Origin of the sequence: Halopenitus malekzadehii (assembly GCF_900108505.1) — an archaeon.
GTDB lineage: Archaea > Halobacteriota > Halobacteria > Halobacteriales > Haloferacaceae > Halopenitus > Halopenitus malekzadehii.
Map to the genome: position 1 here is coordinate 69,708 of NZ_FNWU01000007.1, position 15,310 is coordinate 85,017.

At 54.6% G+C, this 15,310-nt stretch carries 8 protein-coding genes; 7 read left to right on the forward strand and 1 reads right to left on the reverse strand.

Annotated elements, in window-relative coordinates; genetic code table 11:
• Positions 1-13: 13 nt before the first annotated feature.
• From BLW38_RS11150 to BLW38_RS11180, 7 genes are all read left to right on the forward strand, one after another.
• Positions 14-4,672, forward strand: coding sequence for a DEAD/DEAH box helicase (locus BLW38_RS11150; RefSeq protein WP_092817324.1), 4,659 nt, complete (start codon positions 14-16; stop codon positions 4,670-4,672).
• Positions 4,669-5,601, forward strand: coding sequence for a hypothetical protein (locus BLW38_RS11155; RefSeq protein WP_092817306.1), 933 nt, complete (start codon positions 4,669-4,671; stop codon positions 5,599-5,601). The genes BLW38_RS11150 and BLW38_RS11155 overlap by 4 nt, the downstream gene beginning before the upstream one ends.
• Positions 5,598-6,437 carry a hypothetical protein gene (locus BLW38_RS11160; RefSeq protein ID WP_092817307.1) on the forward strand — a complete coding sequence of 280 codons (840 nt, stop codon included), beginning with the start codon at positions 5,598-5,600 and terminating at the stop codon, positions 6,435-6,437. Before BLW38_RS11155 ends, BLW38_RS11160 begins: the two co-directional genes overlap by 4 nt.
• Position 6,438: 1 nt before the next feature.
• Entirely contained in the window at positions 6,439-9,309 is a 2,871-nt protein-coding gene (locus BLW38_RS11165; RefSeq protein WP_092817308.1) for a P-loop NTPase family protein, read from the forward strand.
• A 91-nt stretch (positions 9,310-9,400) separates the two neighbouring features.
• The gene (locus BLW38_RS11170) at positions 9,401-9,979 is read left to right on the forward strand and encodes a hypothetical protein (RefSeq protein ID WP_143040866.1); all 579 of its coding nucleotides are present in this window, start codon (positions 9,401-9,403) and stop codon (positions 9,977-9,979) included.
• An 80-nt stretch (positions 9,980-10,059) separates the two neighbouring features.
• Entirely contained in the window at positions 10,060-14,136 is a 4,077-nt protein-coding gene (locus BLW38_RS11175) for a DEAD/DEAH box helicase (protein WP_092817310.1), read from the forward strand.
• Positions 14,108-14,551 (forward strand): phospholipase D-like domain-containing protein, encoded by a 444-nt coding sequence (locus tag BLW38_RS11180; RefSeq protein ID WP_245710176.1) that lies wholly within the window; start codon positions 14,108-14,110, stop codon positions 14,549-14,551. The genes BLW38_RS11175 and BLW38_RS11180 overlap by 29 nt, the downstream gene beginning before the upstream one ends.
• Before the next feature lie 223 nt (positions 14,552-14,774).
• Here BLW38_RS11180 and BLW38_RS15915 read toward each other — a convergent pair whose 3' ends face one another.
• Complete coding sequence (locus BLW38_RS15915) at positions 14,775-15,206, reverse strand: hypothetical protein (RefSeq protein WP_143040867.1); 432 nt, start codon at positions 15,204-15,206, stop codon at positions 14,775-14,777.
• Positions 15,207-15,310 lie beyond the last annotated feature (104 nt).

The following is a 15,310-nucleotide window of genomic DNA, read 5'->3' on the forward strand; positions in this document are numbered from 1 at the left end:
GTGGAACCGCCAGATGACTCGGCTCGACGAAGTCGTCGGCGAGGATGAAGCAACATCGTTCGTTCGGAATGAAACCGTCGAACAAAAGGGTCCATACGTCGAGTTCGTCGACGCTCCGAAGTTCCATACGCGATCAGCAGTAGAGTTCCTCGGTGATCTCGACTACAGTGACGAACTCATCAACGCGATCGTCGATGACCTATTTGATGGCGACTCGAGCGGATCACTCTATGAACATCAAGCAGAGACGATCGAGTCGATTTCGGCTGATTCGAGCGACAACGTCTTGGCGGTACCAACTGCGACGGGAAAGACGGAGTCGTTCTTTTTCCCGATCCTTGATCACTGTATCTCCACGGACGAACCGGGGTTAAAGTCGCTAATCATCTACCCAATGAAGACTCTCGGTGTCGACCAGCTCAACCGGTTTATTTCGTACCTTGACCGGATCAACCGCCACCGTGACCCCGAAGACAGGATTACGATCGGGATTTGGGATTCCGACACACCGACTCGAATCGGGACCCGTGAACACGAAATAGAGGAGGGCTCGTACGTCCGAGGACTCGAATGTCCACGAGAGGCGGGTGAGAAACTCCGGATGCTTGGCGATATGACGGTGGGAACGGAAGATAACAAATATTCGTGGATCCGAGTAACACGAGACGCTATCAGGAACGGCGCAGATATCCTGCTCACGAATCCCGAGGCGCTCGACCATATGTTTGTGAGCAATAACTCGGAAACGCGTCAGATACTCGGGGAAGACCCAGGTCAACATCCCGTGGAGCACGTTGTCTTCGACGAAGCGCACATTTGGAGCGGAATCTCCGGTGCCTCAGTTCGCCTCCTCTCGGAGCGGCTCAAATCGTTCTACGCGGAGAGAGATCCCCAGATCACGATGGTCTCTGCCACCGTGGACAACCCCAGGGAGCTCGCGCACAAACTCACTGGAACGCCCGAAGCCGAAATCAACTCAATCGATTTCACGCCACGGAAGTTCTCGATCCAATCATCGCCCTCGTTCGATCGGTTTGCGCCGTGTGACCTCGGTGAGGTTGCCGCTGTACTCGCCCTCGCCGACCTCGGCGAATTCACCCCAACTGACCTTGCCGAAGCCGGGCTCGGGGACGCCTACGAGACGGTCAACAAGATCGGTCTCGTGTCTGTCAGTGCTGCTGATCTCGTGACTCTCCCAACAAGTCTCGATTGGGTTCGGAACCCCATCGCTGACGAAGTCGATGAACTTCTCGCGGACAACACGTTTGACTCGGTGGCGGAGATTGCGTCCACTGAAGCGGGACAAAATCATCTTGCCGAAACGCTGCTTAAGACCGGCGGTCTCGATAGCGAGTGGTTCGATTTCGTCAGCTCTGAGGTGCCAGAGGCTGCTGCGTTCGCCAGTTGGTTCGACGAAGGAACGACCGGTGACGTTGGGTTCAGACACTACGACGGCCTCTTGGCAGAACTCGCCGACGAAGGTGTCGACGAGACTGCCGGGGTGCTGGACGCAGTGATGGCGTTCGGCCGCCTTGCGGGAATGGTGACGGAGAAGTACCACGTCTTCCTGAAGCCGCCGACTCAGGCGTACCTCTGTGAGTGCTGCAGCGACGTTACGCGGGATAAACATTGTACGTCGTGCGATACACGAAACGCGGAAATCCAGTTCTGTAAGCGGTGTCACTATCCGTTTGTCGAATACGATACGGATGACGACGAGGAGCATTTCCGACCCTTCGACCAGGCTGCTCCCGTTGACGACTGCCCGGGCTGTGGTCAGTGGCCCCGGCTCACAGATATCGGCGTACCGACGACGAGCCTCCTGTCGTATATGTTGACGGAGATATGCCGAACGAGCCCGTCGAAGAAAACGCTCGTCTTCTCGGATTCTCACAGCGCCGCTGAGTCTGTAGGTGACAGTATCATCGGAACAGAGTACGGCTTGATGGCGGAGACACTCTACGTACAACATCTGATCGAGAACGGAGGCAGCGCCGGTAACTACGAGGCGTTCCGTGCAGTCGCCGACGAACTCCGGGAAGCGTACTGGGAGCCACTCATTCAGAACGAAATCGACGAGGACGGGACAGCGTACAACTTCCTCCGCACGCTTCTTGACGATATCGAGGCTCACGCGATGCTTCACAACGCGGAAAATCTTCTCGATAGCGCACTTGTCACCGCGGAGTCTGTCACGCAGTTCGATGATCCGGTCGAACGTGTCGTTGCGCACGAGGCTTACAAGCTGTTCGTGAAGGATCCTCGGGTGGGGTTCTCGAAGAACACCATCGAGATCGAGGGGCTCTCGCTCCCCAAAATTGCCGAGCGAATTTCGTCTCGCTCTGGCTACGATACTGACACCGTCCACAACGTCCTCCCTGACGTCCTTGATGCGTTGCTTGACGATTCGATCGTCGTCGAGCAATCGTGGGAAGAGGTCAGGCAAACGATAGCGAACGCGAACGTTAGTGAAGACCGGAAAGAGGAAACCGTCGAATACGTCGAGCGGGTCCGCGACGAGTTCAACGAGGCCGAAATTCGTGACGAGGAATCAGAAACGGGAATTCTCACCCGTGTTGTACGCCGCGACAAGTCGACGCTTACACTCCTAGAGCGGGCGTCATTCTGTACTGACTGCTACCGCTCGTACCCCATCGGCGACGCCTCACTCTCGGCTTGTCCCGACTGTGGGACCCCGATCGAATCGTACCAGCGGTTCACTCGTGACGAGGACGGAATGCTCGTCGCCGACCCTGGATACGCGGACGTCGACTCTGGCTGGTCGTATGCCGTCGACCACTGGGCTCACGACGTCACGACGCCGATAAGGAATGGTGCCGATCCGGAGTTCATCAGTGTCGGCATTCACAAGGGAAACGTTCCACACACGCTTCGCGGAGCGATCGAGGAGGGGTTTCGTAAAGACGACCCGGACGTCAACATCGTCAGCGCGACGCCGACGATGGAACTGGGAGTCGACATCGGGAGCCTCGATACCGTCGCCCAAGTGGGTATTCCACCCACGCTTACGAACTACGTCCAGCGAAGCGGTCGAACCGGCCGGACACGCGGGAGTTCCTCACTCGTCGCCACCGCCATTCGGGGTGAACACCCGGTGGACGGGCATTACTACGGAAATCTCGAAATGTTTCTCGATGACTTCGAACCCGTACGTGTCCCTGATCCTTACGAGTTTGAAGAGCTCCTCGCTGGTCATATCGTGACTGAGACGTTCGCGTATCTGGCCCGTAACCCACACCCCTCCAACGTCTTCGAGAGGAAATACCTCCTGAATGAGACCAACCAGAACTTGGACGCGTTCGTTCACAGTGTCGAGGAGAGTCTCGACATTCTACAGGAGTTCCTGCTTGCAGAACGCCGAGAAGCGCTCGAGCGGCATCTGCAGTCAATCTTCGGGCAGCAGGGTATCGATGCGTTCGAGTCGGTGTTCGTCGACAGTGGACCTCTTTCGATGCCTCACCGTATCGAAAAAACATTCTCACAGATCATATCGATGTCGGGGTCGGCGGAGACCAACAAAGCGTTCACTGAATCAAACAACCGCCTCGATCAGTGGCTGGGCCGGCTCGGTTATTTAGCGAACTACCGCAGCTTCGGCCAGCAGTTCCCTGTGAAGTTCTCTGGACGTTCCGAGGGGATCGAGTTCGAGGGATCCGGTCGACTCTACGATATGTTCCCCGGCCCGGAGAATGACTTGGGATCGCTCGTCACCCTCCACGGTACGGACTATATCGTGGATGACGTCCGCGGAAGTTCGACACCGCTCACGACGGTTATGGTGTGTACGAACGAAGACTGTGAACGTCCGTTCGAAAGCTATGAACTCGACACGGAACGGTGTCCGTACTGTGATACTCCCCTCGAAGAAACGAACGTTCATGGGGTGAGTTCGGTCGAGTGTAAACCGGCACGTGGGGGACAGAAGCGGTACAACACCCAGGGACTGATGACGACTGCTGTCTCCGATAGCGAAATTCCCCCCGAAAAGACTGCCTCGATGACTGTGTTTGGACTGGATTGCGAGGCGAGCTACGGGGAACTTGACGTGACGGACTTCGTGTACGCGTACGAGCGCCGTCACTCGGCGAGCCCCGACAAGTCGATCTTCCGGTCGCAAGCACTCATCGAGCGCGACCCGTCTTCATCGTCGCCCGACAGCGGGAAGTCGTGGGAGGACCGCCTCGAGGAGAGCGAGACCGAAGAGTACGCACCGGTCGGCCAGCAGTATCACACGCAGGGTCTGACTCTCGAATTCGGACAGAAGGACGTTGCCGAACGACTCGATGTCGCTGGCGATGACGCGATATGGCCACAGGCGCTCGTCAGCCTGAAACAGGCCCTCGAGAAAGCGATCGCCGTCGTGGCACAGTGTGAACGAACGGATTTCCGAGTCGACACAGACAAGACTGAATCGACGATTACCGTTCGCGTCGTGGATAGCCGCCAGGGTGGGAACGGGATCGCTTGGCAGGTCTGGAACGCGCTTGATGACATCCAGGCCCGGGTCGGAGAGGTCGCCGACTGCGACCGATGTGAGGACTTCTGTGACGAGTGCTTACTCCTTTCGCGCACGCCCGCCTACTACCTCGAGAACGACTTACTCGATAATCAGGTGCTCAGTGCCCTAACCACCGTTCCCTCCAACATATGACGAAGCCATCGACGTTCAATCGGCTCAGGAACGCCGATATCGCAGCCGTCCACGACGACACCGGACAGACGTACTGGTGGATGCTTCGTTCGCTTCCGGCCATCAACTATCTCGGGTTCCAGACGTTCACCTACCCTACGTCGTGGCGCTCGCTCAACACCGGTGGGGAGTTCCCGTCGTACACGAATCAGTACGACTACCTCGACTATGACTACAAAGTCCTCGGGCAACTCGAAGAGGACGCGTTTCGCAACGATTTGGTCGTCACGACGAGCGAGTATTATGAGAGGGAAACCCAGTACTCAATCGACCATCTCGTCAGCCGCTACGCAACTCGTTCAGAGACGCTCATCGTGGTCACGGACTCACATCGGTTCACGCCACGCGGTGGGCAACGTCCGCTCTACCAGGAACAGTTCGTCGAAAACGTTGGCTCTTATCAGCGTCTGTACACTGCATTCGAGCAGGTCTACGAGGACGTCGGGTGGAATCTCCCGCTACTGGACACAAAGAACCTCTTCATCCATGACAACGCGAACCTCTATGAGTTTATCACCGGGGAGGAACTCGAGGATACCGAAGGCCTGTTCAAAGTTCTTCCTGATGCACCGTTCCTGCCCCTTTACACCGTATTTGGGCAGATCTTTGCGCGACCAGACGAGTATGGTTCCGTTCCACTCGACGAGGATGACGTGACGGGCCTTGAACGGTGGCTACGCCGGCGTATCGAGTGGGATCGGGAAACTGCGTCCGGGGTCGCTCGAAGCCTCAACCGTGCGGTGAGCGACGATGGACAGACGTTCGACCCGTCCTACGCGGCACGGACGCCGATAGTTAAGGATGCCGCAGACAGGGCAACCGAAATCAACCCCGACGAATCATCAATTCATAAACGATACCATACCTGGTTACAACAGCCTAACAGATGAGTAGTAGCGAAGGATATCTCCTCAACGCGATTCAGACGCCGGGACCACTCCTCCCAGTATATCGATCGATCAGTCACGGGAGCGAGACGAAGTCTCACATCAAGAGCGACACCCAGATTGACTCTGGGCTTGATTCCATCCTAGACGGGCTTAGGCTCCTTCGAATGATCGGCAAAGAAGAAGAAGCGTACTACGCTCGTGACTATGAGTGGGATGTGGGAGACGAGCGCTGGAACTTCCGACTCACCGCCCTCCATAACCTTGCACAAGAATGCCAACCAAGTGACTGGGGCAAGCAAGCCTCCGTCTTGCTCAACTACAAGTACTTACTCGATAAGGATATCCAGCATTTCGAAAATAACGAAGAACAGGTTTACTCCGATATCGACGACTGGTACGCCGAAATCAATTATCGGCCACAGTCCCAGCAGGGACTAATAGTACATAATGATAATAAGTTCGCAAACTGGACACGGCTCGTTCATTTCCTCGGACTGGTTCATAAAGTGAGTGGCCGAGAACATACTGTCTACCCTGACCCGACTTTGATCCGACACTCGCTTGAACTCGCTGCTGAAGACAGAGGGATAAATATCGATGGGACGCCCGGCATCGTAATTGGACAGTATCTCCGCTGGCTTCGTGAGAATCTGATCTATGTCGAAATGACATCTGACGGCGTGATCCCTGAAGGGATTGCTCGTATCCTGTTCGAACTCATTCGGGACGGTGAAATCCGGGCAACCGAGTACGGAGACGCCGGTGCCGTTGGCCTCGGTGGTATCCCTCCGTACGACGGAATCGACGGCGAAGCAAACGCAATCAAACTGATCTGATATGAGTACAATTCAGGAAGATACAGAGCTCCAGTGTCCGCACTTCGAGGCAGTCGACGAGAAGACGCTTCGGCAACTGTTCTCGAAAGTCGCAGCGGTACGCTCAGACAACAAGGACCTATTCGAGTACACACACCGTCCGATCAAGGTATTTCGGTCGCCGCAGGGAACTCGCTCAGAAGAAGAGGTCGTCGGGGAGGAGGAAGTGTACCGCGAATTCACCGACCAACGAGTCGGGAATTTCTCCGTCGTTATCGAGGGAGAGGTCGGAACCGGAAAGTCAGAGTTGTGTGCTTTCTTATCACACCAGCTTGAGCAAGACGGTCGACCAATCCTTCACGTCGATAAAGACGACGACCTAATGACACTCCTCTCGGAACGAATTCCCGAGTTCTACGAGAAGCATTTCAATGAAGAACTGCCCGGTGCATCGAACTTTCAGCAACTCCGAGAAGATCTCAAGAAAAACGGGAGTGTCGTCGCCAACAATGCAACGTCCGGTGCGATTCTTAACCTCAGTGCGCGCGGTAACGAAGTTGACGCAGAGGGGAAAGAAGAGAAGATCCGAGAATTCGTTCAGGACCAACTCTCACTCCTCGTCGAGAAGGGTGAATATGCGAAAGAGATCAAGTTTGTTACCGAGCAAGCGTATCGCCGGAACGATTTCCTGCAGGTCATTGAGGACTCGATCGATGTCGAAGACGCAGTTGAAGCGTTTAACGAGGAGCTCTGGCGGGAGATTCGAGAGCGATATCAGACGGCATCCCTCGGCGATGTCCTTGAACGTGTGGGCGACCGGTTCACGGATACGCGGCCGGTAATCATCTTTGAGGACTTCGCTATCACGGCAATGGAGGGGAAGCGGCTCCGGAACTATATGGAACGCGATAAGCCAAGCGACAATTGGGACTTCGTGGTCGCTGGCACTCGAGACTCGACAGACGTTCTCCACACGCAGACTGCTGAGGACCGTTTCGAGTTTTATCGAACGAATCGTCAGAACTCGAATAGCGTCCTCTTCCTCGACGAGGACTCCGCTGTTGGTTTTATTCGGCCGTATCTCGGCTACTTCAAGTCCTTCGACGGGAGCGTGGAGTACGACCGTAGTGGGGACGGGCTTGACCTCTCGTTAAACCCTGCTCCTTCTGAGTCTATCTGTGCTGACTGCGGGTTCTGTGATGAATCATTTCGAGATCTCTTCCCGTTCAACGAGCCGTTCCTTGAACGCGTCTACGCTGGGCTCCAAGACGACGAGCAGTCCCCGCGAGAGTACGTTATGGCTGTATTCGATGTACTCCGTGATTACTACGAAGGGTACATCGACGCGCCGTCGAGTGCTGATCGTCTAGCAGTGTTAACTAACAAAGTTGATCCAGCCACCCCAATCTACGAGAGCGCAGAATCTCTCGCAAACCTTGCGCGGTGGTACGGGGTTCCGACAGCTGACGGGATTGAGGTTGACGCCAGGTTCATCTCTGCCTTCGGAGAATCCAAGGCAGTGGAAGAAACTGACGGGGTCACCCGTTCGGATGGTATTGTCACAATTCCGACTGACCTCGGATCCACGGATCCACCTGGACCGAAACCTACAGGACCGAAACCGCCTGACCCGCCAAAGCCCAGCAAAGCTGAGCGGCTAATCCAAGACCTCCAACCGAACGTCCAGCCGTGGCAGAGCAATCCGGGGGAGTTCTCTGATATCACCCGATACCTCCGTATCGGTCTGCGTGCTGCAATCAAACATCTCACCGATGACTTCGAACTTTTCGATGGGATGGGACTGCGGTATAATCTGAGCAGCCAGAAAGATCCGTTCGTCTTCAGGAGTCAACAGCAGTCCCCTGATCAAAATCAAATCGTCATCGATCCGCAGGAATTTCGGCTATCCGATCTGAAGAACCTCCTAGAGTTCGGTATTTACCGAGAGGAGAAGAGATCACAGGCTGACTTTGACGAGTTGCTGCGAGGACTCGGAACGCAATTGACAGGATATGCACGACAGTGGCAGCAGGAGATCATCGAACAGGACCTTCGTTCGGATCTAAAGTTCTTCAAAAAGAACGCGGGGCACAAATTCGAAGACTTCGCTCTCGCGGGCTACGCGTATGTGGTTCTTCTAAGCTCTCCGTTCGAGGAAGTCACCGCCGAGAGGTTGAGCGGACGGTTCAGCAAGTCCGGTTCGTACACCCTCGATTCGGAGCTTCGAGAAGCATTGAAACAAGAACTCTCGACAGATGGGTTCAATAATCTCGTCAAGTTTATGAACCAAGCTGACCGGTTCGAAGAGATGGTCAGTGCCTTCTTCGGGGCGAACGCGAACACGCTCGATGTGGCTCGTGTTCGTGAACGGCTCGAAGAGCATCCCCCTACTGCCGTCTTCGAAGGGCTTGGTCGGGGTCGAATCCAGCGTGTCTCCTCTCGTGTACGTTTCGATACGGACAGCAAAATCAGGGATATTGCTGATGTCTCGTACGACCTCAACCGCGTGTTTGAGGAGCTGGAAGACGAGTATAGAGAGAATACGATCACCACAATCTCCGATGAACTCGCGTCTGTCTCTATCTCGAATATCACTAGCATTCTCGAAACACTTCGGACGTATGACCATGTGGACACTGATATGGTTGAGTCACTCGGTAAGTTCGTGGCGTTAGATCAGCAAGCTATCGACGAAGCCGCGGACGCCGCTCGTCTCGCTAGTGACCTTGAGAACAGGTCAGATGACGAACAGCTACAAGCAATATTGATTAGCCTAAAACTAACGACAACCAACGTCTACAAGCGTTACAACAATATTTCCATTGTCGGCGGCGGCACCGGACCCGACTTTGCGAAGAACTTCCTCGAGATTGGAGGATATTATGTCGACTGACAGTGAGTCGCTCGAAGCCAAGCTGCAAAGCGTACAGAAGCAGTACCGACGTCAGCACCTCGCTAATGAACTTGACGAACTAGCGGAAACGATGGAGGAAACACTCCTTCAGCGTGAACTCGCAAGTGCGTTCTTCGACGAGTGTGTCGAGATCGATACCTCGGCGCGCCAGTCTGTCGATGAGGTTATGGATCTACTCGAACGAGGGGAGTACGAAACCATCGAGGAACGTCTCCCGGGGCTCGAATCAGAGGTAGAGAGTGCAGAGACGACAGTACAGAACCGGATCCAGGAGCTTCGACTGAAGCATAATTCAACGGTTACCGCGATGCAGCGGCTGAACGATCGCGTCGAACGCGTGGACGAGTTGCGTCTCCGAGCTCTCGGCGGCCTCCTTGACGACTGGCGGTGGAAGGAGCACGTCTATTCGAAGGAGGATGTGACGTTTGAAGAGTTATCTCAGAATGCCCGCGAATACGGTCAGGAGATGCGTGAGGCGTTTGATGAACTTCAAGAGACGTTATTTGGCCACTATCCTCCGGATATCAGGTCGCTGATCGAGCGGATGATCGATGACGAACGCCTCTCGTACGCCGATCTTAAACCCGAACAGCGGACGCTACTCGCTGAGTCAGATATCGGCGAATATATAGAGCTGACACTCTCGTAGGCTCTTCCCTCCCGCCGTTACAAGGTGTTAGTAAGCTTGAAGAACGGGCGGGTGAACGACAATAGTATCCCCCTCTTCTTATGCAATTCGTAGATCGGAACACGAAGCCATCTCGACTGAACGATGATATTCAGCCACTGATCGAAGCGATACTTCATAACCGCCGAATCTTCAGGACGGAGCAAGATGATCCTCCGTTCGTCACAGAGGCGCTCAAGTACAGGCGTGAGCGGCAGAAGCGACGACAGACGAGCCCGTACACCGGGTCCGATGAATTCGTCCAAGAGATCATCGACCTGTTCGGATTCGATCCACTCGACTTCCAAGTCGAGAGTTGGCAGACGGTCGATGAACTCGACCGGGAACGTCGAGAGTTGAATCAGAACAAGGCCGCTGTGTTTTCTGCACCCACCGGATTCGGCAAGACGGAGGCGTTCTTGGGTCCACTCTACCAGCTGCTTCGTGATGGACGACAGGAGTCGACGGCCATCGTCTACCCGAGTCGGGCGTTGCTACAGGACCAACTGGGCCGTGTCCTCGAACATATCCACCAGATCAATTCAAACACCGACGATCAGCTCTCCGTCGGTGTCTACGTCGGTGGTATGCCATACAAAATGAACGAGGTTGAGGGTGACCGGACCTTCTTCACCGGTAATAGCGGCCGCCCTCGGTTCAAACTTGCCAACTGCTGGTGTGGCGAGGAAGGCAGTCCGAACGCGTTCGAGTACCACGGAACGTCCCAGAGTTACACGCTCCGTTGTGAAGCCAACCCGGATCACTCGTTTACCGATCGTGAGCTGATCTTGTCGCGCCACGATATGGTATTCAACAACCGTCCCGACATCGTTCTCACGACACTTGAGTCACTGGAAGGGTTCGCCCTCAAACCTCACTATTCGCTGGTCGATCACTTCGAAACAATCGTCCTAGACGAGGTCCATATGAACACCCAGATTCGAGGGGCTCATGCGTCGAAGATTATCGATAACGTCAACGCGATCACCGATCAGCCCATCCTCTGGTTGGGGTCGAGCGCTACCATCGACAGTGCGGCTCGGTTCGGAAAGCGCCTCTTCGGTGTGTCGAACGACGACATCCGCACGGTCGAACCTGGCGCATCTGATTTCGATGACGATCACGACGATTACGAACACTACTACTTTATGCTCGCCGCGCCTGACGGTCCGGGGGCGTCGTCGATGTCGATCCAACAGCACCTTCTCCTCGGACACAGCCTCCTTGAGAACTCTTCCGGGCAGCGTGGGAAGATGCTCGCCTTCATCGATAGTATCTCGCAAATCAATCAAAAATATACGCAGCTTCTCGACGCGGACCACAACCGAGAGCTCTGGCGCTACCACCTCGGCGACGGCGATGATGATGTCGAAGACTGGGCGGCCGTTGCTGAGGCGATGGATCACAGGTTCCTCAATGAACACCTCTCGTTTATGCCGGTCTCTGCCGAACACGGTTTCGACTCGGGGGACGTCGGTGCCAGCGATGTCCTTCTGTCCACGTCGTTCTTAGAAGTGGGAATCGACGTCGGCGAAATAAAGACGATTACGCAGTATAGGACGCCTTGGGATCTTTCCTCGTTCAAGCAACGTGCCGGTCGCGCCGCGCGGAAGGAAGGGATGGACGCACACGTTGCGGTGATGCTCTCGAGTCTCACTGGGGACTCGAATATGTTCTACCGGGCGGACCGGTTCCTCGACTCTGATATCCGTACACCGCTCAAGACAGACAACGATGTCATTGAATGGGTCCACTCACGGTTCCGTGAGTACTACGAGGTATCACTCGGGATCGCAGACCAGCCCAATCTCAGCCTTCGTGACCCCGGTGAACAGTTCCTCGACGAATATATAGGCGATCGACTCGAGTTCGACGCCTACCGTGATTTATTGCTTTCGCCGGAAGAATTCTTTGACGAAGAGTTCGGAATCGACGTCGCTCCACAGCCCTTACTCTCAGAGGAACTCGTAGGCGAGGCGCGTACGGCGCTCAGGTCACACCTCGAAAACCAACGTGAGACGTTCGAGGAGATTGAGTCATTCTTCGAGCTCGATGACGGAAACGTAGTACGGGGCGAGGAAACGGTCAACACCTATGTCCATAAGGTCCAAGATCAGGTACTCGAACTGATCAACGCCTTTTCCGGGCAGGTATCGGGTTATGAGAACGAACTCGAGGCGCTCGGGGAAACGGGATATGAGGAGGAAGTAGCATCGCTTGAATCGAGTTTAGCAGACCTTCGAGAGACTGCGTCGGAAATCCCTGAGGGAGATACACAGACCCAGATACGACATTTCGATGACTTGCTCGCGGACCTGTTCAGCCTGACCGGTCCGCTGATGAAATTCCGGAGCCGGCTTGATCGTGCTACAGATCGGACGATACCACAAGTTCGGACGGACAGGCTTAGTGACGTACAAGACGCGGCTATGCAGCTGGGCAGTCTAAGCGATGATGAACGGATCAAGGAGTACTACCGCACACAGAAACGTATCCACTACCTCATCGAGGCACTCGACGAATTAGAGGAATACGTCGCGTTTAGCAACCCCCACCTCAGTCTCTACGCCGTCAAGCGGCTCCTTCGGGGTGCGTATTACTTTGAACAGTACCTCGGTGTGACCGACCGTAGCCTCGGGGAGGTTTGGTATATCCCCCAGAACTACTTCGGTGGTGCTGGGCGCTTCTTTAGCGTCTTCAATCCCGATAAAGGCGACAGCACTGATGAGTCGATTGACAAGCTCGTCAGTACATACACGCCATATCGTTCGGAGTACCAATCGGAGACCAACCAGATGTACGCGTTCCTACCGCGTACTCGCGTTACAGAAGACGGCGTCGAACTGGACTACTCCCAGCACGTCAGTGGAGAGATTCAGGACGGCATCCTCATCCCTGACTCAATCGAGCTGTCCGCGATGGCCGATTTGAGTGAGGATGCGATGAATATCGTCCGGTACTGTCCCGTCTGCTACCAGGTAATCACCGATATCGATAGCTGCCTACGCCACAACAAAAGTGAACTGGGAAAAATTCATTCTAACCCTCAGGTGAGTACGAACGTCGAACTCCGCTCGGAAACGGAGCGGGCAGGTTCGGTAACGCTTGCAGACGTCTCCTCGGAGGTAACACTTGACGGAGTTACGTTGAGTATTCGTCCTGCTCAGTCATGGGGGACAGAGGTGAGTTTCGATCAGCGGGACCCGTTCGAGGTAGAACTCGACAGCCCGGAAGAGAAACTCGGCTTCCAAATCGATACACGAGGACTCGTGTTCAATCTCGAGTCGTTCCTTGAGAGAGTCGCCGACGAGGATGTTCGTTCGCTCGTCGAACGCTACCACGAGTTTGAGGAAATCGACTACGAGTACGTCGCGTATCACACGGCAGCACACTTCTACCTCCAGATCGTTTCGGATATCAGTGCCGTTAACACCTCGATGCTGTTCTACGGCTTCGACCGCGATGCAGGCGAGGTGTACATCTTCGAACGAACAGAGGGTGGCCAGGGAATCGTCGACTTGGTTTTCGAGGACCTCTCGAACGATCCTGGGACAGTGCTGGAAGCGATTAACCGGGTTGGATACAATTCACAAGTTATCAACGAACGCCTGTGGGCAAGTGAACCCTTCGTCGACCAGCTCTGTACATCGACCGCTGAATCCGATGTTGAGGCGGCGGTTAGAGAAACACTCGATACCCCGTTCGAGTCAGTCGTGGACCGGGTTGTTCAAGAAGTCCTGTCCAGTGTTGACAAAGCCGAACAGTTCGCAATCGACGAGGAAATCGACGCCACCGACGCGTATCGGGTCAAGCAGACAATCGCTCAGAAGCAAGTGTCCGGCGTGGACGAGTTCCCCGATACTGCCGTCGATGCGCTAAGTGTCGATCTCTCCGATGTCGATCGAGCAAAAACGGTATTCTTCTCCCCCGATATCGACGGCTGCGTGGAAAATCTTCACCTCGGAGACTGCATCGCCGCGACGGATCAGAGTAACTCACTCAGTTACGTCCTGCTTGAAGCCCTTCGAGAGGATATTACTGAAACAGTTCCCGCCGACCAGACTAGCACCGAAATGTTCGACCGAGAACTTCCCCCAGCAGGTGAATTCGATGACAAGAGCGTTTTCCTTACCTTCTGAGAGCCTCTCGTACTTCATTGGGTTCACGCTGCTGCATTGCGACCCTGTCGTTGTGGTCTCGCCTTGGCTGAGCGACGTCTCCCTCAGTCTCCCGATCAACGACCGATTCGAGTCTCGGGAGGTGTCCCTCGTTGAAGCGCTGGAAACGCTCTCAGAGAAGGAGATCCATCTTCTGGTTCGTTCTGGGGAGTCACACAACGATTACATCAAACGGAGACTCCCTGAGCACGTCCACGTTCAGGAGATTGAGGGCCTTCACGCGAAGGCTGTCGTCTCGGACTCATTTGTCTACCTCGGCTCAGCAAACATCACACGTGGCGGTCTGACCCTCAACCGTGAACTTTGTGAGATAATAGAGAACGAGTACGGTTCAGCGACCGAGTACGTCAAGCTGACACTCGATCTTACTGTGTGACGGGCGCGATCGGTTCCGTTGAGAGTGGCAGGTGATTTGGCTCTGTTAAAATACACGGGATCTGATAGAGCTTGGTACAAGATATCGAGAATGTAGTCAACACAAGAACTTCGTTATTTTTCCCAAACAAATCCTGAATCAGCCGATAGAATGTGCCTGTGAAGCTACCGATAGAGGTGGTGTTCCCCGCCTATGAATGACCCACAATAGAGGTCTGATTTTACTACTTAGACTGCCAAATCACGAAATAGGCACCTGCTATAGGAGGTATAATTCCAAATGTCCAAGTTGGTATGATATTAGGGATTGAAGAGGAGAATACGAACGGCACCACCCCGAGAGCAGCGATATACAAACCGATTGTCGCATCAAAGTTCTTTGAGATCAGATTATGCCAAGTATAGGAGAGAATAGTACCCAATGCGGCGACTAAGCCGATTGCAATTACAGACAGACCTCTACCTCCCTGTACCATATCCGCCGCACCATCCAACCAGAGGGAGACTGTTCCCTGGGGCGAAAAGGGGGAACCATCAACTAAGGTCTGTAGTAGAGTAGTAGCGGAATTTGTGAGCAGAAAAGCGGAGATAATCGCCAGAATGAAGGCTTTCCACCCCCGACGGATCGCCTCCCGAATCCAGTCCCCAATATTCATATCTAGTATTTATCTGTTTAAATATATTATTAACGGTATATGAGCCACTCGTATAACCGCTCTATCAAACACCATTTCCGAGAACTCGGGGGAGCCAGTAAATA